At 63.6% G+C, this 23950-nt stretch carries 29 protein-coding genes; 7 read left to right on the forward strand and 22 right to left on the reverse strand.

The features are described from left to right. Positions 1 to 36: 36 nt before the first annotated feature. A complete protein-coding gene (locus tag XH91_RS20455) occupies positions 37 to 1659 on the reverse strand; it encodes a peptide chain release factor 3 (protein WP_128952238.1) in 1623 nt (540 codons plus the stop codon). A 176-nt stretch (positions 1660 to 1835) separates the two neighbouring features. Here XH91_RS20455 and sugE point away from each other — a divergent pair, with 176 nt between their 5' ends. Further along, positions 1836 to 2150, forward strand: a complete 315-nt coding sequence (sugE, locus tag XH91_RS20460) for a quaternary ammonium compound efflux SMR transporter SugE (RefSeq protein ID WP_128952239.1) — start codon at positions 1836 to 1838, stop codon at positions 2148 to 2150. Here the strand turns inward: sugE and XH91_RS20465 are convergent. From XH91_RS20465 to XH91_RS20495, 7 genes are all read right to left on the reverse strand, one after another. Further along, complete coding sequence (locus XH91_RS20465; protein ID WP_128952240.1) at positions 2143 to 3147, reverse strand: inorganic phosphate transporter; 1005 nt, start codon at positions 3145 to 3147, stop codon at positions 2143 to 2145. The genes sugE and XH91_RS20465 overlap by 8 nt on opposite strands. A 12-nt stretch (positions 3148 to 3159) precedes the next feature. Beyond that, entirely contained in the window at positions 3160 to 3804 is a 645-nt protein-coding gene (locus tag XH91_RS20470) for a DUF47 domain-containing protein (RefSeq protein WP_128952241.1), read from the reverse strand. Positions 3805 to 3961: 157 nt separating this feature from the next. Then, entirely contained in the window at positions 3962 to 4930 is a 969-nt protein-coding gene (locus tag XH91_RS20475) for a branched-chain amino acid ABC transporter permease (RefSeq protein ID WP_128952242.1), read from the reverse strand. Between the two features lies 1 nt (position 4931). Beyond that, positions 4932 to 5795, reverse strand: coding sequence for a branched-chain amino acid ABC transporter permease (locus XH91_RS20480; RefSeq protein ID WP_128952243.1), 864 nt, complete (start codon positions 5793 to 5795; stop codon positions 4932 to 4934). Between the two features lie 72 nt (positions 5796 to 5867). Beyond that, positions 5868 to 7088 (reverse strand): ABC transporter substrate-binding protein, encoded by a 1221-nt coding sequence (locus XH91_RS20485; RefSeq protein ID WP_128952244.1) that lies wholly within the window; start codon positions 7086 to 7088, stop codon positions 5868 to 5870. A 48-nt stretch (positions 7089 to 7136) separates the two neighbouring features. Beyond that, positions 7137 to 7883: an ABC transporter ATP-binding protein gene (locus XH91_RS20490; RefSeq protein ID WP_128952245.1), complete on the reverse strand. Its 747-nt coding sequence runs from the start codon at positions 7881 to 7883 to the stop codon at positions 7137 to 7139. Then, a complete protein-coding gene (locus XH91_RS20495; protein WP_128952246.1) occupies positions 7876 to 8631 on the reverse strand; it encodes an ABC transporter ATP-binding protein in 756 nt (251 codons plus the stop codon). The genes XH91_RS20490 and XH91_RS20495 overlap by 8 nt, the downstream gene beginning before the upstream one ends. A gap of 339 nt (positions 8632 to 8970) precedes the next feature. On the opposite strand from XH91_RS20495, the gene XH91_RS20500 reads away from it, so the two are divergent. After that, positions 8971 to 9618, forward strand: a complete 648-nt coding sequence (locus XH91_RS20500; RefSeq protein WP_128952247.1) for a hypothetical protein — start codon at positions 8971 to 8973, stop codon at positions 9616 to 9618. On the opposite strand, the gene XH91_RS20505 is transcribed toward XH91_RS20500, so the two are convergent. Continuing rightward, on the reverse strand, positions 9615 to 9980 hold the full coding sequence (locus XH91_RS20505) for an ArsC family reductase (RefSeq protein ID WP_128952248.1): 366 nt from the start codon (positions 9978 to 9980) through the stop codon (positions 9615 to 9617). The genes XH91_RS20500 and XH91_RS20505 overlap by 4 nt on opposite strands. A gap of 128 nt (positions 9981 to 10108) precedes the next feature. On the opposite strand from XH91_RS20505, the gene XH91_RS20510 reads away from it, so the two are divergent. The 3 genes from XH91_RS20510 (at position 10109) to XH91_RS20520 (ending at position 12088) form a co-directional block, all read left to right on the forward strand. Further along, a complete protein-coding gene (locus XH91_RS20510) occupies positions 10109 to 10480 on the forward strand; it encodes a tRNA-binding protein (protein WP_128952249.1) in 372 nt (123 codons plus the stop codon). A gap of 192 nt (positions 10481 to 10672) precedes the next feature. Next, positions 10673 to 11305 carry a TetR/AcrR family transcriptional regulator gene (locus tag XH91_RS20515; RefSeq protein WP_128952250.1) on the forward strand — a complete coding sequence of 211 codons (633 nt, stop codon included), beginning with the start codon at positions 10673 to 10675 and terminating at the stop codon, positions 11303 to 11305. Positions 11306 to 11308: 3 nt separating this feature from the next. Then, the gene (locus XH91_RS20520; protein ID WP_128952251.1) at positions 11309 to 12088 is read left to right on the forward strand and encodes a sulfite exporter TauE/SafE family protein; all 780 of its coding nucleotides are present in this window, start codon (positions 11309 to 11311) and stop codon (positions 12086 to 12088) included. Position 12089: 1 nt separating this feature from the next. On the opposite strand, the gene XH91_RS20525 is transcribed toward XH91_RS20520, so the two are convergent. The 13 genes from XH91_RS20525 to XH91_RS20580 form a co-directional block, all read right to left on the reverse strand. Then, positions 12090 to 12794, reverse strand: coding sequence for a glutathione S-transferase family protein (locus XH91_RS20525; protein ID WP_128952252.1), 705 nt, complete (start codon positions 12792 to 12794; stop codon positions 12090 to 12092). A 103-nt stretch (positions 12795 to 12897) separates the two neighbouring features. Next, entirely contained in the window at positions 12898 to 13041 is a 144-nt protein-coding gene (locus XH91_RS38960) for a hypothetical protein (RefSeq protein WP_164934179.1), read from the reverse strand. Between the two features lie 114 nt (positions 13042 to 13155). Then, entirely contained in the window at positions 13156 to 13821 is a 666-nt protein-coding gene (locus XH91_RS20530) for a DUF429 domain-containing protein (RefSeq protein ID WP_128952253.1), read from the reverse strand. 31 nt (positions 13822 to 13852) lie between these two features. Next, positions 13853 to 14194: a carboxymuconolactone decarboxylase family protein gene (locus XH91_RS20535; protein WP_128952254.1), complete on the reverse strand. Its 342-nt coding sequence runs from the start codon at positions 14192 to 14194 to the stop codon at positions 13853 to 13855. Positions 14195 to 14197: 3 nt separating this feature from the next. Then, positions 14198 to 14719, reverse strand: a complete 522-nt coding sequence (locus XH91_RS20540) for an RNA polymerase sigma factor (RefSeq protein ID WP_128952255.1) — start codon at positions 14717 to 14719, stop codon at positions 14198 to 14200. Beyond that, positions 14716 to 14925, reverse strand: coding sequence for a YgaP family membrane protein (locus XH91_RS20545; protein WP_128952256.1), 210 nt, complete (start codon positions 14923 to 14925; stop codon positions 14716 to 14718). Before XH91_RS20545 ends, XH91_RS20540 begins: the two co-directional genes overlap by 4 nt. A gap of 95 nt (positions 14926 to 15020) precedes the next feature. Beyond that, the gene (locus XH91_RS20550; RefSeq protein ID WP_128952257.1) at positions 15021 to 16205 is read right to left on the reverse strand and encodes a serine hydrolase domain-containing protein; all 1185 of its coding nucleotides are present in this window, start codon (positions 16203 to 16205) and stop codon (positions 15021 to 15023) included. Positions 16206 to 16279: 74 nt separating this feature from the next. Further along, positions 16280 to 16972 carry a GNAT family N-acetyltransferase gene (locus tag XH91_RS20555; protein WP_164938299.1) on the reverse strand — a complete coding sequence of 231 codons (693 nt, stop codon included), beginning with the start codon at positions 16970 to 16972 and terminating at the stop codon, positions 16280 to 16282. Between the two features lie 4 nt (positions 16973 to 16976). Continuing rightward, complete coding sequence (locus XH91_RS20560; protein WP_028178016.1) at positions 16977 to 17324, reverse strand: Lin0512 family protein; 348 nt, start codon at positions 17322 to 17324, stop codon at positions 16977 to 16979. Positions 17325 to 17348: 24 nt separating this feature from the next. Further along, on the reverse strand, positions 17349 to 19175 hold the full coding sequence (locus XH91_RS20565) for a chloride channel protein (protein ID WP_128952259.1): 1827 nt from the start codon (positions 19173 to 19175) through the stop codon (positions 17349 to 17351). A 109-nt stretch (positions 19176 to 19284) separates the two neighbouring features. Further along, positions 19285 to 20940, reverse strand: coding sequence for an acetolactate synthase large subunit (locus XH91_RS20570; RefSeq protein WP_128952260.1), 1656 nt, complete (start codon positions 20938 to 20940; stop codon positions 19285 to 19287). Between the two features lie 229 nt (positions 20941 to 21169). Beyond that, positions 21170 to 21814 carry an O-methyltransferase gene (locus XH91_RS20575; RefSeq protein WP_128952261.1) on the reverse strand — a complete coding sequence of 215 codons (645 nt, stop codon included), beginning with the start codon at positions 21812 to 21814 and terminating at the stop codon, positions 21170 to 21172. A gap of 12 nt (positions 21815 to 21826) precedes the next feature. Further along, on the reverse strand, positions 21827 to 22453 hold the full coding sequence (locus XH91_RS20580) for a PadR family transcriptional regulator (protein WP_128954927.1): 627 nt from the start codon (positions 22451 to 22453) through the stop codon (positions 21827 to 21829). A 165-nt stretch (positions 22454 to 22618) separates the two neighbouring features. Here XH91_RS20580 and XH91_RS20585 point away from each other — a divergent pair, with 165 nt between their 5' ends. Then, positions 22619 to 22993 (forward strand): MmcQ/YjbR family DNA-binding protein, encoded by a 375-nt coding sequence (locus XH91_RS20585; protein ID WP_128952262.1) that lies wholly within the window; start codon positions 22619 to 22621, stop codon positions 22991 to 22993. A gap of 78 nt (positions 22994 to 23071) precedes the next feature. Then, a complete protein-coding gene (locus XH91_RS20590; protein ID WP_128952263.1) occupies positions 23072 to 23950 on the forward strand; it encodes a bifunctional helix-turn-helix transcriptional regulator/GNAT family N-acetyltransferase in 879 nt (292 codons plus the stop codon).

The raw sequence follows: 23950 nt of genomic DNA on the forward strand, positions 1-23950 counted from the left end.
GCAGAGCCTAAGGACGCGGTAGGCAGTACGTGCCCCCTAGCCCTTCTTCTTGACGTCCTTGACGTTGGTGAACTCGATGCCCTCGGCGCGCTCTTTGGTGTAGCCGAGGTAGAACTCGTTCCGCGCCAGGTACACGGGATCGCCGTCGACATCGTCAGCAATGCTTGAGGTGTTCGCCGCGATGAACGTGTCGAGTTTCTTGCGATCCTCCGAGGAGACCCAGCGCGCGAGCTGGAACTCACTCACCTCGAACTCGACCGGCAATGAATATTCAGCTTCGAGCCGCGCCTTGAGCACGTCGAGCTGCAGCGCACCGACCACACCGACCAGCGCCGGCGCACCGTCGCGCGGACGGAACACCTGGACGACGCCCTCCTCCGACATCTGCTGAAGGGCTTCCTTCAGCTTCTTCGCCTTCATCGCGTCGGTGAGACGGACGCGGCGGACGATTTCAGGCGCGAAGCTCGGGACGCCGACGAAATTGAAGTCCTCGCCCTCGGTCAGCGTATCGCCGATGCGCAGCGTGCCGTGATTGGGGATGCCGACGACGTCGCCGGCAAAGGCCTCGTCGGCCACCGAACGATCCTGGGCAAAGAAGAATTGCGGGCTCGACAGCGGCATGCTCTTGCCGGTGCGCACCAGCTTTGCCTTCATGCCGCGGCTGAGCTTGCCCGAGCAAAGGCGCGCGAACGCGATGCGGTCGCGGTGGTTCGGATCCATGTTGGCCTGGATCTTGAACACGAAGGCGCTCATGCGCGGGTCGGTCGCTTCGACCCTGCGCTGGTCGCTATCCTGTGCGCGCGGCTCGGGGGCGAACTTGCCGAGACCCTCCAAGAGGTCGCCGACACCGAAATTGCGCAACGCGCTGCCGAAATAGACCGGTGTCAGATGTCCCTCGCGGAACGCTTCGAGCTCGAACGGTTTCGAGGCCTCGGTGACCAGCTCGAGCTCGTCCTTCACGGCGGAGGCATCGAGATTGGCGTTGAGCTTGGCGAGCTCGGCGATTTCGATCTGCTGCGCCGCGCCGGTCTTGGCTCCGCCGCCTTCGAGCAGGCGGACACCGCCGTTAATGACATCATAAGTGCCGAGGAAATCGCGCCCCCGGCCGACCGGCCAGGTCATCGGCGTGGTGTCGAGAGCCAGCGTCTTCTCGATCTCGTCGAGCAGCTCGAAAACGTCGCGGCTCTCGCGGTCCATCTTGTTGATGAACGTGATGATCGGGATATCGCGAAGGCGACAGACCTCGAACAGCTTTCGCGTGCGTGCCTCGATACCTTTGGCCGCGTCGATCACCATCACGGCGGAATCGACCGCCGTGAGCGTGCGATAGGTGTCCTCCGAAAAGTCCTCGTGGCCCGGCGTGTCCAGCAGGTTGAACACGAGGCCCTCGAACTCGAAGGTCATCACCGACGTCACGACCGAGATGCCGCGCTCGCGCTCGATCTTCATCCAGTCCGAACGGGTATTGCGCCGCTCGCCCTTGGCCTTGACCTGGCCGGCAAGGTTGATGGCGCCGCCGAACAGCAGCAGCTTTTCGGTCAGCGTGGTCTTGCCGGCGTCCGGATGCGAGATGATCGCAAAGGTGCGCCGCCGCGCCACTTCGGCGGCAAGCGGGGAACGGGCCGGCGATTCGGCTGTGGTGGCTGCAATGTCGGACATGGCGGGAGCGTTTGGCAGGGAAAATGAGAGGGATCAAGCCTGATTTGGTGATTGCGCAGCCCTTCGGCCAGCCCCATATCGGCCCTGGCCATACTGGGCCTTGGGGAAGGACGGCCTTCCTGCTCAGCAGCCTATCAGCCCAGCGGGGACGACCCTGCCTTGAATGGAGGGTCGCCATGGCCTGGAGCATCCTGTTCGTCGCCGGTCTTCTCGAGATCACCTGGGCTATTGGCCTGAAATATACCGAGGGCTTCTCCAGGCTGGTTCCCTCCGTCATCACGCTCGCGGCCATGGCCGGCAGCGTGATCCTGCTCGGCATCGCTCTCAAGTCCCTGCCCGTCGGAACCGCCTATGCGGTCTGGACCGGCATCGGCGCGGTCGGCACCGCCACGCTCGGCATCTTCCTGTTCGGCGAGCCCGCCACAGCACTTCGCCTTGCCAGCATCGGGCTGATCGTGGCCGGCATCGTCGGGCTGAAGCTCGTTACTTGAAGATCTGGACCGCCCACCAGCTGAGCGCCGCGACGATGGCCGAGGCCGGGATCGTGATCACCCAGGCATAGACGATCGAGCTCGCCACGTTCCAGCGCACCGCCGAGACACGACGAGCCGCACCGACGCCGACGATGGCACCCGTGATGGTGTGGGTGGTCGAGACGGGAACGCCGAGGAAGGTGGCGATGAAGAGGGTCGCCGCGCCGCCGGTCTCGGCACAAAAACCCTGCATCGGCGTCAGCTTGGTGATGCGCAGGCCCATGGTGCGGACGATGCGCCAGCCACCCATCAGGGTGCCCAGGGCCATCGCAGCCTGGCAGGACAGCACCACCCAGAACGGCACCGAGAATTCGTTGCCGAGATGACCCTGCGAATAGAGCAGCACGGCAATGATGCCCATCGTCTTCTGCGCGTCGTTGCCGCCATGGCCGAGCGAATAGAGCGAGGCCGAGGCGAATTGCAGGATGCGGAAGGCGCGGTCGACCGCGAACGGCGTCGAGCGCACCGACAGCCATGACACGATCGCAACGAGCATCATCGCGAGCAGGAAGCCGACCAGCGGCGACAGCACGATCGCCAGCACCGCCTTGGTGAGCCCGCTCCAGACCGCCGCCGAAATCCCGGCCTTGGCCATGCCGCCGCCGACGAGGCCGCCGATCAGCGCATGCGAGGACGAGGACGGAATGCCCAGCGCCCAGGTCACGAGATTCCAGACGATGGCGCCGACAAGCGCGGCGAAGATCACCTGGGCGTCGACGATGGCGGGATCGATGATGCCGGTGCCGATGGTCTGGGCGACGTGCAGGCCGAACACCATGAAGGCGACGAAATTGAAGAACGCCGCCCAGAACACCGCGAATTGCGGCCGCAGCACCCGGGTCGAGACGATGGTCGCGATCGAATTGGCGGCGTCGTGCAGGCCGTTCAGGAAGTCGAACAGCAGTGCGACGGCGATCAGTCCGACCAGGACGGGAAGACCCAACGCAGCATCCACGACGGCCCTGCCCTACACTTGCTCGATGACGATGCTGTTGATCTCGTTCGCGACGTCGTCGAAGCGATCAGCCACCTTTTCAAGGTGATCGTAAATCTCGACGCCGACGATGAAATCCATCGCGCTGCCGTTGCGATGCTTGAGGAACAGCTCCTTCAGGCCGATGTCGTGGAGATCGTCGACGCGGCCTTCGAGCTTGGTCAGTTCCTCCGTGATCGCGGTCAGCATGGCCACGTTCTTGCCGATCTCCTGCATCAGCGGCAGCGCACGGCCCACCAGATTGGCGCACTCGATCAGCAGCGCCCCGATCTCGCGCATCGGCGGCTCGAAGGTGCGGACCTCGAACAGCATCACGGCCTTGGCCGTCTGCTGCATCTGGTCGATGGCATCATCCAGCGAGGTGATCAGGTTCTTGATGTCGCCGCGGTCGAACGGCGTGATGAAGGTGCGGCGCACCGCTGTCAGCACCTCGCGGGTGATGTTGTCAGCGTCGTTCTCGAACTGGCTGACGCGCTGGCAATAGACCGGCGTCTCCTCGCCGCCATTGAGCACGCCCTGGAGCGCGATTGCACCCTGTATCACCGTCTGGGCATGGCGGTCGAACAGGTCGAAAAATCGTTCTTCCTTGGGCAGGAAGGCGCGAAACCAACGCATCATGGGATAGTCTACCGGTTGGACATGGGCCGGCCCTGTCAGGGCCGTCACAAAACCGTCATAGACCATTTTTGCCTCGCGCGCGTGCCGTCTCACACCCGCCAGGCAGGGTCATCCACCGGATTTACCTCGCCATCAAAATTGATGCGATATCAGCGACTTAGAGCGATCTGCGGAAGTAATGCGCGATTTCGCCAATGACGCCACGGCGGAAAGTGAGCACGCAGATCACGAAGATCGAGCCCTGAATCACCGTCACCCACTGGCCGAAGCCCGCCAGATATTGCTGCATGGCGATGATCACGAAGGCGCCGACCACGGGACCGAAAATGGTGCCGAGACCGCCGACCAGCGTCATCAGCACGACTTCACCGGACATCGACCAGTGCACATCGGTGAGCGAGGCGTTCTGCGCCACGAACACCTTCAGCGCGCCGGCGAAACCCGCCAGCGTCCCCGACAGGACGAACGCCAGGAATTTGTACTGGTCGGTCCGATAGCCCAGCGAGATCGCACGCGGCTCGTTCTCGCGGATCGATTTCAGGACCTCGCCGAAGGGCGAGTTGATGATCCTGTAGATCAGCAGGAAGCCGGCAAGGAAGCCGACGAGCACGACGTAATAGAGCACGGTCGGCTTGGACAAATCGAGCACACCGAACATGTGCCCCTGCGGAATGCCCTGGATGCCGTCCTCGCCATGGGTGAATGGCGCCTGGAGGTAGATGAAATACAGGAGCTGCGACAGCGCCAGCGTGATCATCGAGAAATAGATGCCCTGGCGACGGATCGAGATGTAGCCGGTGATGAGCGACAGCACGAACGCAGCGGCGATGCCGACGAGAACGCCGAGTTCCGGGGGCAGCGCCCAGACCTTCAGCGCATGCGCGCTGCAATAACCGGCCGTGCCCATGAACATGGCATGGCCAAACGATAACAGGCCGCCATAGCCGATCAGGAGATTGAAGGCGCAGGCCAACAGCGCAAAGCAAAGCGCCTGCATCACGAAGAACGGATAGACTCCCGTGAAAGGCACCGACGCCAGCAGCAGCGCCATCACCACGAACAAGATCATCTCGTCACGCATCGCGCGCGGCGTGACCGGCAGCGTATCGTCCGTCAAGGCTGTCATATCAGGCTGCCCTTCCCGTCAATCCCGTTGGCTTCACCAGGAGCACAAGCACCATCAGCACGAACACGACGGTGTTGGAGGCCTCGGGGTAAAAATATTTGGTCAAGCCCTCGATCACACCGAGCGCAAAGCCGGTGATGATGGAGCCCATGATCGATCCCATGCCGCCGATCACCACCACGGCGAACACCACGATGATGAGGTCGGCGCCCATCAGCGGCCGCACCTGGTTGATCGGCGCCGACAGCACGCCGGCGAGCGCGGCCAGGCCGACGCCGAGGCCGTAGGTGAGCGTGATCATGCGGGGCACGTTGATGCCGAAGGCGCGCACCAGAGTCGGATTTTCCGTGGCGGCGCGCAGGTAAGCGCCAAGCCGCGTCTTCTCGATCAGGAACCAGGTGGCAAAGCACACGACGAGCGAGAAGATGACGACCCAGCCACGATAGATGGGCAGGAACATGAAGCCGAGATTCATGCCGCCTCTGAGTTGGTCCGGAATGGAATAAGGCAGGCCGGACGAACCGAAATAGTTCTGGAACACGCCCTGGACGATCAGCGCGATGCCGAAGGTGAGCAGCAGGCCGTAGAGGTGATCGAGCCCGGTCAACCATTGCAGCATGGTCCGTTCCAGGATCATGCCGAAGATGCCGACGATGACGGGGGCCAGCAGCAGCGCCCACCAGTAACTGATGCCGCCGATGTTCAGCAGGAAATAGGCAACGAAAGCGCCCATCATGTAAAGCGCACCATGGGCGAAATTGATGATGTTGAGCATGCCGAAGATCACGGCGAGCCCGAGACTGAGCAGCGCGTAAAACGAGCCGTTGATCAGTCCCACCAGTAGCTGTGCGTAGAGAGCCTGCATCGATCCAGCACCCAGTCCCTTCGGCGTTCCCAAAGTAGCGCCCGCCTGCACAGTGCCGGCGAGCTGTCGATCTTATTTCTTGAGCAGCGCGCACTTGCTTTCGGCGAGCGGCGTGAAAGCCTGGTCGCCCGGCACTGTCCCCACGAGCTTGTAGAAATCCCACGGTCCCTTGGACTCGGAGGGCTTCTTCACCTCGAACAGATAGGCGTTGTGGATGGTGCGGCCATTGGGCTGGATCTCGCCCTTGCCGAACAGATCGTCTTCGGTCGGCATGGACTTCATCTTCTCGACGACCTTCACGCCATCATGCGGATTGCCGCCGAGCGCCTCGAGCGCCTTGAGATAGTGGCGCACGCCCGCATAAACGCCGGCCTGAACCATGGTCGGCATCGCACCGTTCTTCATCTTCTCCGAAAACCGCTTGGAGAAAGCCCGGGTCTTGTCGTTCATGTCCCAGTAAAAGGTCTCGGTGAAGTTGAGGCCCTGCGCCGTCTCGAGGCCAATGGCCTTGACGTCGGTGAGGAACAGCAGCAGCGCCGCGAGCTTCTGGCCACCCTTGCCGATACCGAACTCGGCGGCCTGCTTGATCGTGTTGGTGGTGTCACCACCGGCATTGGCAAGGCCGATGATCTTGGCCTTGGAGGCCTGCGCCTGGAGCAGGAACGAGGAGAAGTCCGGCGTGTTTAGCGGATGCTTGACCCCGCCGACCACCTTGCCGCCATTGGCGGTGACGACCGCCGTGGTATCGCGCTCCAGCGCCGCACCGAAGGCGTAGTCCGCCGTCAGGAAGAACCAGGTGTCGCCACCCGCCTTCACCAGCGCCTGGCCCGTGGTATGCGCCAGCATGTAGGTATCGTAGGTCCAGTGCACGGTGTTGGGCGAGCACTGCGCGTTGGTGAGGTCCGAGGTCGCCGCGCCGGAATTGATGTAGACGCCGTTTTTTTCCTTGACGACGTTGTTGACCGCCAGCGCCACGCCGGAGTTCGGCACGTCGACGATGATGTCGACCTTGTCGACGTCGAACCACTGCCGCGCGATCGCGGTGCCGATGTCGGGCTTGTTCTGGTGATCGCCCGAGATGATGTCGATCTTCCACCCCTTCGCGCCCAGGCCGGAATCTTCAACCGCCATCTGCGCAGCGAGCGTCGAGCCGGGACCACCGAGGTCGGCATAGAGACCGGACTGATCGGACAGTGCGCCGATCTTGACCGTCTTGTCCTGTGCGAAAGCGGCGCCAGCGCTGGTCACGGCCAATGCCGTGCCAAGCAACAACGATGCAATCGACCTTGTCATGCGACTTCCCTCGTAAATCTTCTCGTGACCATTCGACCGTTGGCCGGACTAGACGCCGAGATAGGTGTGGAGCTTGTCCATGTTGGCGGCAAGCTCCGCATTGGAAAATCCGTCAATGATCTTGCCGTGCTCGACCACGTAGTAGCGATCGGCGACGGTGGATGCGAAGCGGAAGTTCTGCTCGACCAGGAGGATCGTGAAACCTTCCTTCTTGAGCCGCGCAATGGTGTGGCCGATCTGCTGAATGATGACGGGGGCGAGGCCTTCGGTCGGCTCGTCCAGCATCAGGAAGCTTGCGCCCGTGCGCAGGATTCGCGCGATCGCGAGCATCTGCTGCTCGCCGCCGGACAGCTTGGTGCCCTGGCTGCTCAGCCGCTCCTTCAGGTTCGGAAACAGATCGAAGATCTGCTCGAGCGGCAATCCGCCTGCGCGAACCACCGGCGGCAGCAGCAGGTTCTCCTTCACGTCGAGGCTGGAGAAAATTCCCCGCTCCTCCGGGCAGAACGCGATACCCATGCGCGCGATCTTGTCGGAGGTCGCGCGGATGATCTCCTGATTGTTGAACTTGATCGAGCCGGCGCGCTTGCCGATGATGCCCATGATCGACTTCAACGTGGTCGTCTTGCCGGCGCCGTTGCGCCCGAGCAGCGTAACGACCTCGCCCGCGTTCACGTCGAAATTGATCCCGTGCAGGATGTGGGACTCGCCATACCAGGCCTCCAAGTTGCGGACCTGGAGGATATTGCCGCCGGTCGCGGCCTTCACCGGCGCCTCGGCCATTGCAGTCTCAGGCATGACCGGCTCCCAGATAGGCTTCCTTGACGCGCTCGTCCTTGGTGAGCTCCGAATAATGGCCCTGCGCGAGCACCTGCCCGCGCGTCAGCACGGTGATGATATCGGAGAGATTGGCGACGACACTCAAATTATGCTCGACCATCAGGATGGTGTACTTCGCCGAGATACGCTTGATGAGCGCGGCGATCTTGTCGATGTCCTCGTGACCCATGCCGGCCATCGGTTCGTCCAGAAGCATCATTTCCGGATCGAGCGCGAGCGTGGTTGCGATCTCGAGCGCGCGCTTGCGCCCATAGGCCATCTCGACCGCAGGCGTATTTGCAAACTCGCTGAGACCGACATCGCTCAACAGCTCGCGCGCCCGGTCATTGAACCGGTTGAGCACGGACTTGGAGCGCCAGAAATCGAAGGAGCTGCCGTGCTGGCGCTGGAGCGCGACACGAACATTCTCCAGCGCGGTGAGATGCGGAAACACCGCCGAGATCTGGAACGAACGCACCAGTCCCAGGCGTGCCACGTCCGCGGGCGCCATCGCCGTGATGTCCTGTCCCTTGTACAGGATTTTTCCGGCAGACGGTTTGAGGAACTTGGTCAGAAGATTGAAGCACGTCGTCTTGCCCGCACCGTTCGGGCCGATCAACGCGTGGATACTCCCACGGCGAACCTTGAGCGCAACGTCGCGGACGGCGAAGAAGCCCGCGAACTCCTTGGTCAAGCCTTCCGTTTCGAGAATGAACTCATCGGCCAAACAGATTTCCCCCTGCCCGCGCAATACGCGTGGCTGTCCTTGTTGTCTCGACTTTCCGGGGGCCTTGGAGCCTGTCCCGGAACGCCGCCTCCGGGCGCGGAATATGCCGGAGGTGACGGGGGTTAGGCAAGGCGGAAAGCTGAGCAGGTCAGGCCTTTGGCGGGGAGCCTTATGCTCCCTTAGTTGGAGGCTTCGTGATGTGGCCTGCCGGCTTCCCGGCTCACAAGACACCGGTCATCAAGTCGTCGTTAACGGTCTTTGCTTCCGCGCGCCAGCCTTCATCAAAAATTTTCCCGCGCGCGAGATCATGCTCGGGTTTCATTCGCCGGGAATATTGTTTTGGATTTCGCCAGCGCTGCTCCCTCCGTCGTCAAGTCGATCAAGCAACGTGACCTTCTCAACACGTGGCTGCGACTGTATGCGCGCCATCAGATTGCGCCTGCGATCTGGGAGTATCAGCCCGCACGGCTCGAGGAAGAGCTGTCCGATCTCATCTACTATACGGTGGACCACTCGACTCCGACGCCGCGTTTGACCATCCAGAGCGAAGGCACGCGGATCTCCCGCGCTTACGGCCATACCGGCAAGGGAATCCTGCTGGAGGACTATATCGGGCCGCGACTCGCGCCTTTCGTGATGCCGGTCTATCACGAATGCATCTTGCGCGGACTTCCGGTCTACAGCGTCGCCGATGTCGACGACATCTATGGCCGTGTCGTCGCCTACGAGCGGCTGCTGCTGCCTTTCCTGACCCATGACAAGGTCAGCCACGTCATCGCCTCGCTCAAGACGTTCTGCGAGGACGGCGGCTTCGAGATCAAGAATCTGATGCGCGGAAATGACGCGCTGCCGCGGCCGAAACTGCGCACGGTGATCGACCGCGACCTGTTTCATCGCGCCCCTGGGCGCATTGCGGCCGCCGAAATCGTCGAATTCGCCGATCAGTCCACTCCAGCCGTCACTGCCGAGATCATTGAGCTCAATTAGCTCTTGCGGGCCTTGGCGCCAATTTCCTTGTCGTAGATATCAGGCTTGAAGCCGACCAGCAGCTTGCCGCCGATTTCGAGCACGGGCCGCTTGATCATCGATGGTTGCGCTAGCATCAGCGCCAGCGCCTTCTTCTCGGTCAGACCTTCCTTGTCGTCATCGGGCAGCTTCTTGAAGGTCGTGCCGGCGCGATTGAGCAGCGTTTCCCAGCCGAGCTTGTCGCTCCATTGCTTGAGCTTGTCCTTCTCCACACCGGCGGTCTTGTAATCGTGGAACTCGTAGGCGACGCCATGGGTGTCGAGCCAGGTGCGCGCTTTCTTCATGGTGTCGCAGTTCTTGATGCCGTAAATGATGTTGGGCAAGACGGTCCTCGCGCATACGTCGTGAGTGATCTCCAGGGCGTTTCACGTCCCCCGGCGTTGTAAGCAACTCCGCATCACGCGACAATATAACCAACGACGGTTTCGACCTCTTCCGAAACGGATACACCATGCACGTCACCCACGATCCAGCCGCATCCGCCTCGCCGACCATCGACTTCAATACCTTCCTGGCAGTCGATATCCGCGTCGGCACCATCGTCGACGCAAAACCGTTTCCCGAGGCCCGCAAGCCGGCCTGGCGGCTGTGGATCGACTTCGGCCCGGCCATCGGCGCGCGCAAGAGTTCGGCTCAGATCACCGAAAACCATCCGCTCGAGACGCTGGTCGGACAGCAAGTCGCCGCCGTCGTCAATTTCCCGCCGCGCCAGATCGGACCTGTCGTCTCCGAGGTGCTGACGCTCGGCTTCCCCGATGCCGACGGCAAGGTCGTACTGATGCAGCCGAGCAAGCCGGTGCCGAACGGCGGGCGGCTGTTCTAGACGACAACGCCTTCGCGGGCCGCCCATCGCGACATCCCCTTTCTAAGGCTCAGCCATCCAGGCTTGACCTCAAACCCCTTCTGCAAATATAAATGACTGACTGATCGTTTTTTATTTGGCTCGACTGCATTAGTTCTAGTGCTGGCACTCTCCTAAAACGATCAATCTGTCAGTTATATAGGGACGGGACGGATGCCCAAGATCAGCGACAAGAAGCGTGAGGACCGGCGACAGCAAATCCTCGAAGCGGCGCTGGCCTGCTTCTCCGCGGACGGGTTTCACCAGACCGGAATGGCCGACATCGTGAAGCGGTCGGGCCTGAGCCACGGCGCGGTCTACCTCTACTTCCAGAGCAAGGACGATCTGATCGAGGCCCTCGCCGACGACAGGCATCGCCGCGAGGCCATCCTCAACTCGGTCGCGCAAGGCTCCGGCGATCCGATCGAGGGACTGCACGCACTGGTCCGCGTCTACGCGCAGTGGCTGACCGACCCGATGGGCGAAGCGCGGCGCCGTGTCGGCATCCACGGCTGGGCCGAGGCGCTGCGCAACCGCCGCGTCCGTACCAGCGTCGTCGAAGGCATCGATTTGCCGCGTGCGCTGATCGTGGCGCTGGTCGAGCGCGGCCAGCACGACGGCCTGATCAAGCGCGACATCGGCGCCGATGCAATCTCGCGCGTGCTGATCGCGATCTTCCAGGGCTTTGTGCTGCAAAAATGCTGGGGCGAGGATTTCGACGTCGCGGCCTGCATGGCGACCGTCACCACCGTGATCAACGGCTTTCGCACGACCACGGCAGATATGAAGCGGCGAACCAGGACGTAAGCGATGTCCTGGCTTCACGAGCTTCTCGCCGGCGGCGGTGTCGGCCTCATCGCGGGGCTGGCGTCGGGCTTCAGCGGCACGAGTCCAGGGGGCGGCCTCGTCATCTTCAGTGTGCTGCTCCTCGGCGCCGAACAGCATGTCGCCCAGGGCACCTCGCTGATCACGCAGATCCCGCCGACGGGCCTCGCTGGCGTGCGCCGTTACTGGCAGAGCGGTAATCGCAGCCCGTTGCCATGGATCGTCTGGATCGGCATCGGATTTCTGATCGGCGGCGTGGGCGGCGGCTATGCCGCGGCTGCTGTCTCCGACGCGGTGCTGCAATGGACCTATGTCGCCTATCTCGTCGCGCTGATCGCGCTGCTGATCTTGCGTCGCGACCGCAAGGACGGTGACGGCGCCGGTGATCGCGACAAGTTGCCTTGGCCTCCGCTGCTCCTCATCGGCGGGCTTGCCGGCTTCTCCTCCGGCTTCATGGGCATCGGTGGCGGTCTCGCGATCACGGTCGGCCTCGCCGCGGGCTTGCGCGTGCCACAGCATCAGGCGCAACTCGTCAGCCTGATCTTCTCGGTAATACCGACCAATATTCCGGCAGCCTGGATCTACTGGAGCAAGGGCCTGATGGTCGGCTGGCCGGCCATCATCGGCATCATTGCAGGCCTCTGGGTCGGCACCGATCTTGGCGCACGCATGGCCAACCGCGTCAGCAAGGCGGTACTGCGCCGGAGCATGATCGCCCTCGTCGCCCTGATGGCGCTCTACATGACCTACAAGGCGCTGAGCTAGATCAGGGTCGCTTCGGAATGTTCAATCCGCGCTGCACGGCCGGACGCGCCAACCCGCGCTCGAGCCAGGCACCGACCGACTTGAACTGGCCGAATGCGACGAGGTCGCCGGCCCCGTAGAAGCCGACGAGATTGCGGACCCAGCCGAGCATCGAGATGTCGGCGATGGTGTAGTCGTCATCCATGAACCATTGCCGGCCGGAAAGATGCGTCTCCATCACACCGAGCAGGCGCTTGGACTCGCCGACGTAACGCTCCAGCGGCCGCTTGTCCTCGAAGTCCTTGCCGGCGAATTTGTGGAAGAAGCCGACCTGGCCGAACATCGGCCCGATGCCGCCCATCTGGAAATGCAGCCACTGGATGGTCTGGTAGCGCCGCGCGGCATCCTGCGGCAGCAGCTTGCCGGTCTTCTCCGCCAGATATTGCAGGATCGCACCGGACTCGAACAGCGGCAGCGGCTTGCCGCCGGGGCCATTGGGATCGAGGATCGCCGGGATCTTGCCGTTGGGATTGAGCGAGAGGAATTCCGGCGTTTTCTGGTCGTCCTTGCCGAAGTCGACGAGATGGACTTCGTAGGGCAGCCCGATCTCCTCCAGCGTGATCGAGACCTTCACACCGTTCGGCGTCGGCAGCGAATAGAGCTGAAGCAATTCGGGATGCTTGGCGGGCCAACGCTTGGTGATCGGAAAGGCGGATAAATCAGGCATCGGGACCCCGGTTGCTTGCGTGAGATTCCGACTAATCTAGGCGAGCCGGAAGATGGCGCAAGGCCGGGCCGTCATGACACCGATCTCTGTCGAGGATTGCCAATCACAATGGCCGCAGTAAATGACTGGTGGCGTAGACCGCATCGCGTTGGGCGCGCTGCTCGATGAAGAGCTGTCCGGTGACGAGCAATGCTCCGACGAAAACGAGCGCGAGCATGGCGGTCGCGAACTGACTGGCATCATTCATCGCACGAGGTTCTCTCAATTCGGTTCGCACGGGGAACGCAGACCGACCATCGCCAGTTCCCGTGCGGTTCAAATAATTTGCCTGTTTTTCCCGGATTCGTGCCCCCCGGCCGCTTCAGTAATTGATCTCCATCCGCAGACCGCGCGGATCGATCTCATCGCCGCCGACGCGCGTCGTGCTGTCGCGCGCTGCCACCGCGCAGGCACAGGCATCGATGAGATCGTCGCGGCCGATGCCGGTGCCGTGGCGTTGCGTCAGCCATTTCGACAAATGCGTGAAGCCGCGCTGCGCCAGCAGCGCAATGCGCTGCTCGCGACCTTTCGCCGATGTCTTCGTCGCAAGCCGGACTCGCCCTGCAAGATTCCAGAAGATCAATTCCGGATGCGCCTCGCCGATCGTCTCCTGCCGCGCCGGCGTCATGATCTCGTCGACGTCCCTGATCTTGTCCCTGATATTCCAGAGCTGCGCGGAGATGCCCCTGCCCTTGCCTTCGCGATCCCAGTAATGCCTGTTCGCCGCGGCCATGTCGGGAAATGTCCAGAGGTCGCGGCGCGCGCCGAGAAACACCGCGGGGCCGACGAGCTCGCGCGCATGCAAATCGCACGTCCGATAGCCGCTCGGCTTCAGCCCGATCGGCATGTCGATCATCGTACGCGCATGCGGCATCGCGAGCAGACGCGTCAGACCGGGTGCATAATCGAATCCCTGCTGGCCGCGATCATCGATCCAGGCAGCAACCCAGCCGAACCGAAATCCATCGAGACCGAGATAATTGTTCACCCGTCCTGTCCCGCCTCAGACCCAGGTTCGTTCATCCCGGCCCCCCATGCCGCTCAAATAGCCGCTGCGCCAGCAGCGCATGGCCGAGCGTGCCGCCGGCGCGCACTGCCGCTGCGATCAATGCGGCCTCAGCGACCTCTTCGCGCGTCGCGCCGGCTTTTGCAGCCTGAGCGGTATGCACGTCCAGGCAATAGGCACATTGCGTGGTGAGCGCGACGGCGAGCGAAATCAGCTCGCGATATTTCGGCGGAATCAATCCGTCCTTACGCTCGACCGCATGATTGAAGGCGAGAAACGCGTTAGCCTCGACTGGCGCCAGCGCGACGAAAGCCGGAATCGATTTCAAATCGTCGGAGCTTTGATAGTTGGTCATGGTTCATCTCGTCAGATATTCGCGCATCAGGGCGCGGGCGCGATGCAGCCGAGCCTTCACGGTCTGCCGCGTCGCGCCGAGGGCATCCGCAATCTCATCGATGGTCATTTCCTTGACGTCGCGCATCAGCGCGACATCACGATAATGCGGCGGCAACGCCTCGAAGGCCGCGGCGACGTCGAGTCGCAGATCGGACTCGGGCCGCGACAGCAGCGCAGCCTCCGCTTCGCCCTCCTCGAGAGGTGCCGCGAAGCCGGCCTTGCGCGCGAGCCGCAGGCATTCGCGGCGGACGACGCTGAACAGCCAGGCCGAGAATGCGAGCAGCGAGCGGATCGTGCCGACATGCCGGAACAGGATCCACAGCGCTTCCTGCGCGGCGTCCTCGGCATCTGCCGAGCTCCGGCACGTCGCCCGTGCATAGCGGCGGATATCGGGCTGCGCAGTCTCGAGCAGACGGGCGATCGCCTGGACGTCGCCGACCCGCGCCGCCTCGAACAGATTGGGCGAGATCGCGGCCGCGCTCACGAGACGCCTCCCCGGCCGATGCCCGCCATCGCGCACATCGGGCAATAGCCGACGAGGCCGGTCAGTGCGAAGCCAGCGCCGCCGAGTGCGACCAGCCAGGCCGCCGCGCCGGTGAGATAGACTGATGCCGCAACCACCACCGCAATCCCGGCAGCAACCCGCACCGCCTGGTGCAGGCTGCCGATATTCTTCCTGTAAAATGCCATCGCATCCCCCTAATTGAGCCGAGGCGGACTGCCTCGACCACAAGGAGGGCGCGATGGTCGAAAAGGATTCGCGAAGATGCGCAATTTTTTGAGGGTCAGCCTCCGACGGCTTGGTAGGCCAGGCGCTTGAACTCGAAGAAAAACGGATTCCAGAAGCCGAGATGACGCTGCGCCATCAGCACGCCAGCGGTATTGGCCTCAGGGCAGATCCACCAATGGGTGCCGGCGAGCCCGCCCCATTGGAATTCGCCGGTGGAGTTTGGCGGATCGAACGGCGTCGGCGCGAAGGTCACGGCGCCGCCGAGGCCAAAGCCCTTGCCCGGCATCGGGCCGAGATTGGCGAAGCGGATGACTTGGCCATCAGGCAACTGGTTCGTCATCATCAGCCGCAGCGTCTCCGGCTTCAGCAGTGCGTCCGGCCCGGGGAGCAGCGCCTTCACCAGGGCCAGCATATCAGGCAGGGTCGAGACCAGCCCACCGCCGCCCGACAGTCGCGGAAACGGAACTCGATAGGCCTGCGGATAAGGCAGATTGTCGGCGCGCGTGAGGCCAGGCTTCATCGGGTCGAGCACGTCGGCACCGGTGTAATGCGCGACCAGCCTGCCCTGCTGCGCCTCAGGAACGAAGAAGCCGGTATCGGTCATGCCGAGCGGATTGAAGATGCGCTCCTTGAAGACAACATCCAGCGCCTTGCCCGAGACGACCTCGACCACGCGACCGAGCACGTCGGTCGCCACTGAATATTCCCAGCTCGTTCCGGGGTGATAGGACAGCGGCAGATCGGCGAGTTTGTCGATCATGTCGGTCAGCGGCGTCAGCGGATTGAGCACGCGCGCGTCGTTGTAGCCCTTGAACAGCACCGTGCCGGGATCGAAGATGCCGTAGCTGAGGCCGGACGTATGGGTCAGCAGATGCCGGATCGTGATCGAGCTCTTGGCCGGCTCGACATCGGCAAGGCTTGAAGCGCCCTGCTTGAGCACTTTGCGACTGCCGAGCTGCGGCAGGAATTTCTCGAGGGGATCATCAAGTCCGATGCGGCCTTCTTCGACCAGCAGCATGATCGCGGAGGTGACGAAAATCTTGGTGTTGGAGAACGCGCGGAAAATATGGTCGGGCCGGAGCACCGTCTTCGCCTCGCGATCGGCAAAGCCGACGCACTGCTGATCGACCACCTCGCGCCCCCGCAGCACCGCCCAGGACACGCCAGGGATGATCTCCTGATCGACGTAGCGCTGCATCGCCGTCCGCGCGGCGGAAAAATCTGCTGTCCTGGCGTCCATGCGTCTCCCCCATTATGGCGGGAGAGGATATAGCGCGCTTTCGCCGAAAATGAAGGGCCATCCTGACGGACGCCTCACCCCTGCTTCATGAACGCCGTCACGTGCAGGCGACGACGGGTGCGCATGCCCTGTCGCTCGTACAGCGCGATGGCGGACGTGTTGTTAGAAAACACGTGCAGGAACGGAACTTCGCCGCGCGCCTCGATCCGGCGCGCGACAGCCGCAAGCAACGCCTGTGCGTAGCCACGCCCGCGATAGTCAGGGTGGACGCAGACCGCGGTCATTTCGACGAACTTGCCCGGCTTCATTCGTTCGCCCGTCATCGCGACTAATTCGCCGCCGGCACGAATGCCGAGGAACGTGCCGAGCTCGTGCGTCCGCGCCGCGAACGGCCCGGGCTTGGTCAGCGTCGTCAGCGCCGTCATCGCGGGGACGTCGGCCTTCCCCAGCGTCACGATCTCGGCATCACGAAGCGGGCTATCGGCGGGTGAGCCGATCATCTGGTCACCGCTCTCGGCCAGCACCACCTTGAAGCCGGCGGGAACATCGACCGCATCAGGCGTGAACAGCGCGACGACCTGCGAGGGCGCCAGGAGATCGCCGAGTGCGGCGAAGCTCTCCGCAGACATGTCGATCACGTCGGCAAACGGGGTCATGTCCGCCGGATAGCGCAACGCCCGCGTGCCGCGTTCGGCGAGATGCCTATGGCTCGTCGTCAACGCGCTCCAGATCGGACGGTCCAGCAGCCGCTCATCCCTGTCGGACACCGGCTCAATCCTTGTCGAAGCTGACGATGACGGCGGCATTGGCGATGAGGATGGGATCGTTCGCCACTTCCGTGGCCGAGGGGATCTCCAGCCCGCCCTTGACCGCGGTGACGGTCACGGTGCCGTAAGGAAGCTCCCTGGCCACCGCCTCCTTGTCGACGGCTTCGGGATTGGGCACGCCGATGGTGACATCGACGAACATGTCGTTCGCGGTCTTGCCGATCATCCGGAAGAAGCCGAGGCTCGAATGCCTGATGGCATCCGACACGGCGCGCTTGGCCGCCTTGGTGGCGTCCCTGCCGTGAACGTCGACGCCCATCCCCATCTCGGTAACACAACGAACGCGAGTCATGCTCATTCCTGTCGACGCTGGAGTTCAGAGGGGCTGACCTTCCGCGATCCGCGCCTCCTGCACAAGCGCCTTGTCGCGCAGGAAGTATGCGTTGCGGTCCTCCTCCTGCGCGTTCACGACCGCGCGAATTCGCAGCAAATCCTTGCGAGCGACGAGGCCCACCACGCGATGGCTGGCGCGATCGACCACCGGCAGCCGCCCGAGATCGGAGGCGACCATGAGATCGGCGACCCGTCCCAGCACATCGTCGGGATGCGCCACCACGCTCGAGCTGTCCGAGACGACGTCATCGAGCGTCGCCGCCTGATGATCGCCCTCGGTGCGCCAGCGCAGCACGTCGGCGCGGGTCACCATGCCCGTCAGCCGTCCGTCGCTGGCTACGACAGGATAGGATTTGTGACGGCGCTGATCGGAGGTGAAGAAAGCCACCGCCGCGTCGACGGACATGTCGACCGGCAGCGTATCGACATCCGTGACCATGACATCGGCCGTACGCATCAGCTCGAACGGGTCGATGGCGTATTCGCGGGTGATGTGCTGGCCGCGGCGCGCGATCTTCTCGGTCAGGATCGAGCGCTTGAGCAGCAGCACGGTGACGGCATGGGCCGCGCCAGTCGCAGCCAGCAATGGCAGCAGCATGTCGATATTGCCCGTCAGCTCGATCGCGAACATCACGCCTGTCAAAGGCGAACGCATCGTGCCGCCCATCATCGCGGCCATGCCGATAAGCGCCCAGAATGACGCGCCACCGGGCAGCACCAGCCCCTCCATCCACCCGGCGGTGCCGCCGAGGATGAGCAGCGGTGCCAGCACGCCGCCCGATGTGCCTGAGCTCAGCGCGACCACCCAGATCACCGACTTCACAAGCAACAGCCGGATCGCTTCGTCGCGCACCATGTGGCCGGACAATAGATCGGCAATGACATCGTAGCCGACACCCAGCGCCCGCGGATCGATCAGTCCGCCGAGCCCGACGACCAGGCCGCCGAGCATCGGCCACCACATCCAGTGCACGGGCAGATGGTCGAACAAATCCTCGATCGCGTAGAGCAGCCGCGTCATCAAGCCGGATTGCAGCCCGGCAACGACGCCGACGCCGAGCGCCGCCGCGAGGCCCCACCAGGGCAGGTGCGGCCGCTCCGCGAACGGAAACAGCGGCCCCGTTCCGAACAGCAAGGGACGCCATGCCGCCGAGATCACCGCCCCCGTCACCACGGGAAGGAAGCTGCGCGGCTTCCATTCGAACAACAGCAGCTCGACCGCGAGCAGCACGGCTGCGATCGGCGTATTGAAGATCGCCGTCATGCCGGCGGCCGCGCCCGCGACCAGCAACGTCTTGCGTTCGGCCGCTGTGAGATGGAAGCACTGGGCGAAGATCGACCCGATCGCGCCGCCCGTCATGATGATCGGCCCCTCGGCGCCGAACGGGCCGCCGCTACCTATCGATACCGCCGATGACAGCGGCTTCAGGATCGCGACCTTCGGCTGCATCCGGCTGCCGCCGATCAGGATCGCCTCGATCGCCTCGGGGATGCCGTGGCCCCGGATCTTTTCCGACCCAAACCGCGCCATCAACCCGATCACGAGCCCGCCCAGCGCGGGCGCCAGCACCATCCAGATCCCTGGATGGGCGTTGGCCAGGGAGACGTTCTCGGTGCTGACATGGCCGAACCAGACCAGATTGGTCACCAGCGCGATCAGTTTCAGCAGCACCCAGGCGGCCCCGGCACTCATGCTGCCGACCAGTAGCGCCATGCCGATCAGGACCAGCACGCGGCGGTCGGCGGTAAAATCTCCGGGCTTGCCGCGAGGCCGCGGGAGGCCGCCGGTCATGTCGGGGGTCTGGCGCATGGACGTCTCTTGTCGGGAGGAATCTTCGCGCCTGCAATATATCGTAGCACGATATATATCAAGGAATGGCAGGTATGAGCCTACCGGACAATTTTCCTAAGGCTTGCCGCTATTTCTGCCGGGTCCGCAGCTCGTCGACCAGCACCCGCACGTTCTCCGAATAATCGATCGGGATCGAGACCAGGTGCACGCCGCCCTCCTTGAAGGCTGCGTCAAGCGTCGGGCCAAAGCTGTCGATGCTTGCGATACGATGACCCTTGGCGCCATAGGCCTTGGCGTAGAGCGCAAAGTCGGGATTGCCGAAGGTCATGCCGTAATCGGCGAAATGATCGACCGCCTGCTTCCAGCGGATCATGCCGTAGGCGTTGTCCTCCAGCACCAGCACGACGAGGTTGAGCTTGAGGCGGACCGCGGTCTCCATCTCCTGGCTGTTCATCATGAAGCCACCGTCGCCGGCGACCGCGAGCACGCGTCGGTCGGGATACAGCATCGCGGCCATCATCGCCGATGGCAGGCCGGCGCCCATCGTTGCCAGAGCATTGTCGAGCAGCAGCGTGTTGGCGACGCGGGTGCGATAGTTGCGCGCGAACCAGATCTTGTACATGCCGTTGTCGAGCGCGACGATGCCGTTCTCCGGGATGACCTGGCGGACGTCGTGCACGATGCGCTGCGGCGTCGGCGGCCAGCGCGTCTCAGTGGCGCGGTCGGCGATGTGGTTGAGGATCCCTTCGCGGAGCGGCAACAGCGCCGCCGCCTGCGGCAGCTTGCCTTCGAGCCGGTCGGCCAAAAGCTCCAGGCTCGGACCGACGTCACCGACCACCTCGGCGTCAGGAAAATAGACCAGCTCGACGCTCGCCGAAGTATAACTGACGTGAATGACCTTCGGCCCCGATGGCCCCATGATGAAGGGCGGCTTCTCGATCGGATCGTGGCCGATCGCGATGATCAGATCAGCGGCATCGATGGCGTCGTGGACGTAGTCGCGCTCGGACAGCGCCGCGGTGCCCATGTAGAGATTGGTGCCGCCGGGCACGGTGCCCTTGCCCATCTGGGTGGTGAAGAACGGAATGCCGGTGCGGCGCACGAAGCTCGCGATGCCGTGCGTCGAACGCGGCCGGCTGGTCGCCGCGCCCATCATCACCAGCGGACGCCTTGCGGCCAAAATCATCTCGGCGGCCCTGTCGAGCGCGCTGCGATGCGCGACGGGGATCTCGATCGGATGGATCGGGATCACGGGGACGGCCTCGACCTCGTCGCCTGCGATGTCCTCGGGCAGTTCGAGATGCACCGGTCCCGGCCGCTCCTCCATCGCCACGCGGAAGGCATCGCGGACCACTGTTGGAATCGAGGAGGCGCTGACGATCTGCCGCGACAGTTTCGTCAGCGGCTTCATGGTCGCGACCACGTCCACAATCTGGAAGCGCGCCTGACGGCTGCTCATGATCGGCTTCTGGCCGGTGATCAGGATCATCGGCATCCCGCCGAGATTGGCATAGGCGGCGCCGGTGGACAGGTTGAGTGCCCCGGGGCCGAGGGTCGAGAGACACACGCCGGGCTTGCCGGTCAATCGTCCGTGGGTCGCGGCCATGAAGGCGGCGGCCTGCTCGTGACGGGTCAGCACCAACTGGATTTTCGAGGTGCGCAACGATTCGACGAGGTCGAGATTCTCTTCACCGGGAACACCGAAGATGCGATCGACGCCTTCGTTCTCCAGCGCCGCGACAAACAGGTCCGATCCCTTGACTTTATGGTCCTGCCCACTCATGTCGCCTCCGCGGTCGCTAGCTCTGGCTCCCGTTTCCGCCGGGAACCTCGCTCGCATCGTAACCGCGTAGCGCTCAGGCACAACTCACAAAGCAGGTGGCTTTTCAGGGTGCACGAATAATCCCGGCATCCATCGCTCTCGTGTCCCGGGCGCGCTGCGCAGCGTCCACGACACGAGAGCATTGTTCAACGATGGGTGCATCAGCGCAAGCTGTCGGGGGCGGAAGCCCTCACTTCACCTTCAACGACAGCTCCGTGCCACCCTTGAGCGGCAGCGTCATCGACACAAAACCGTTCCTGGGATCGCGGATGAAGGCGAGATAGTCGGGCTCGGCATTGTCATTCATGACATAGCCGCCGACGAGCAACTGCGGCGCGACGATCTCGATCACCTCGCGGGCGAGCGACGGGCCACTCTCGCCCGGCCAGCCATCGATCAGCACGAAATCGACGGGACCGCCGAGATCGCGCAGCGTCTTGCGGGCGTCACCTTCGCGGATCTCGGCATAGTTGGCCAATCCCGCCTCCGCGAGATTGCGCTTGGCGGCTTCGACCTTGGCGGGCACGATCTCCGAGCCGATCACGGTGCCGCCGCCATTGTCACGGAGCGCGGCGGCAAAATAGAGCGTGGACATCCCGACCGAGGTCGCGAACTCGGCAACGCGGGTCGCGCGCAGGCCGCGGCACAACAGATAGATCAACTCGCCCTGCTCGGGATGAATCGAAAAGCCAAGCTCGGCATAGGCGTGAGGATCGCGGCCGTTGAACGAGCTGCGCGGGCCGCCGCCGGACGGCCGCTGCCGCGCGCCTTGCAGGCGCGCGATCACGGCGTTGACGCGGGGATCTTGAATCGGGCTGTGCGGCCGATCATTCATCTCTGGCGTCCCTCACTTGCCGAGGATCTCCGCCGCCGCGCGCTCTAGAATTCCGGCGATGCGGCGCGCCTCGGCGGAATCGCTGCCGTGCCTGCTGCGCAGCGCGCGCTTGAGGTTGTGGCGGGCACGGTGCAATTCGTCGGAGGCATCCGCATCGAGATCGCTGACGCCGGCGAAGGCTTCGCGCACCTCGTCCATGCGACGCCCGATTCGCGACAGCGCTTGCAGGATCGCATCAGCCGTGCCGCGCTGCTCGGCGAGAAAGGCTTCGCCTTGCGGTGTGATGCTGTAGAGCTTGCGGCCGCCATCCTGCGCGACGCTGGCGTGACCGACCTCTTCGAGATAGGTCAGCGCCGGATAGATCACGCCGGGGCTCGGCGTATAAAAACCCTCCGACTGCTCCTCGATGATCTTGATCAGTTCGTAGCCGTGCGCAGGCTTGTCGGCGAGCAGGGCCAGGATCACGAGCTGGAGGTCCTGCGACGACAGCCGCCGCGCGCCCGGGAAGTCATCGCCGCCGCGCCCGAAAAAGCCATGCCCGCCGCGGCCGAAGCGATGCCGCCCACCGTGCCGCCCCATGGCGAAATGGGCGAAGTGGCCGAAGTGGAAGTCTCTGTGGTCTCGATGTTTGCCGAACATATCGTACGTCTCCTTCTCAAAACATATCGTACGATATAGTTTGCGATACTTCAGAAGCAAATCACGGATCCGTGATCTGCTGATGACGGGCGACACGGCATTCCCTCCTTGGCTGGAGCATGCATGCCGCCGAAGAGATGTGCCGATGTTCGCTGCTGCAATCGCATGACTCCCAAGACGTTCGAAACACGCTGCTTGCGCCTGCCCGCCGCCGCCAAGGTGGTGCAATGGGAAGGCACCTCCGTGTTCAAAATCGGCGGCAAGATGTTCGCGCTGAGCGGCGGTTACACGGCTGAGACGGGCGGCTACATGTTCAAGGTCTCGAACATGGCCTATGCCATGCTGATCGAGCACGGCCTGGCGCGGCCTGCGCCCTATCTCGCACGGGCCAAATGGGTGCAGCTCGTCAGCAATAACGCGCTGCCCGACACCGAGCTGACGGCCTATCTGGCGCAGGCCCATGCGCTGATCGTGGCAAAGCTGACGAAAAAACTTCGCAAGGAGCTCGGGCTTGGCTCGCCGCAGACCGGAGCTGCCTGACCGTGCTGCGGACCGGGACCGGCTGATCTCTCGCGCACGTGCCATTGACCTGGCGAGATATCTGACTACAGTCAGATAATGCTCGACCCCGTCTCCCGCGTCCGCCGCTTCAACCGCGCCGTCACCTCCGCCGTCGGCGCGCTCGACACATCCTTCCTCGGGCGCGGGCGGCCGCTCGGGGCAGCGCGGGTGCTCAATGCAATCGGACATGGGCGCTCCGACGTCGGCGAGATCCGCGATTATCTCGGCCTCGATTCCGGGCTGATGAGCCGGCTGTTGCGCGGTCTGGAAGATGAAGGCCTGATCGAGACGCACGCGCATGAGGATGATGCGCGCCGCCGCGTGGCGCGCCTGACGCGCGCAGGCAAGCGCGAGTTCGCGGCCTATGAGACGCTGTCGAACACGCAGGCCGAGGGTTTTCTCGCCCGCAATTCGCAACGCGAGGCGCTGCTGGCGGCGATGGATCTGATTGCGTCTGCGCTGACGCGCGACCGCATCGCGCTCACCGAAATGGATCCGCGCAGCGAGGAGGCGCGCTATTGCCTGGCTGAGTACTATGCCGAGCTCGGCCGCCGCTTCAAACAGGGATTTGACGTGTCGCTCTCGCGCGATCCTGACGCCAAGGACATGCGCCGGCCGCGCGGCAGCTTCATCGTCGCGATGTCGGACACGCTGCCGATCGGTTGCGTCGGCCTGAAGGGCACCGATCAAGGCTATGCCGAGATCAAGCGCCTCTGGGTCGCGCCCTCCACGCGCGGATTGGGGCTGGGCAAGCGCCTGATGGACGCAACTGAAGATGCTGCGCGAACGCTCGGCATCGACATCTTGCGGTTAGACACCAACAGCGCGCTGCCGGAGGCCGGTCAGCTCTATCGCACCACCGGCTGGCGCGAGATCCCGCGCTTCAACGACGATCCCTACCCGGACCTGTTCTTCGAGAAACAGATCCGGGCATAG

It is taken from the genome of Bradyrhizobium guangzhouense (assembly GCF_004114955.1).
GTDB lineage: Bacteria > Pseudomonadota > Alphaproteobacteria > Rhizobiales > Xanthobacteraceae > Bradyrhizobium > Bradyrhizobium guangzhouense.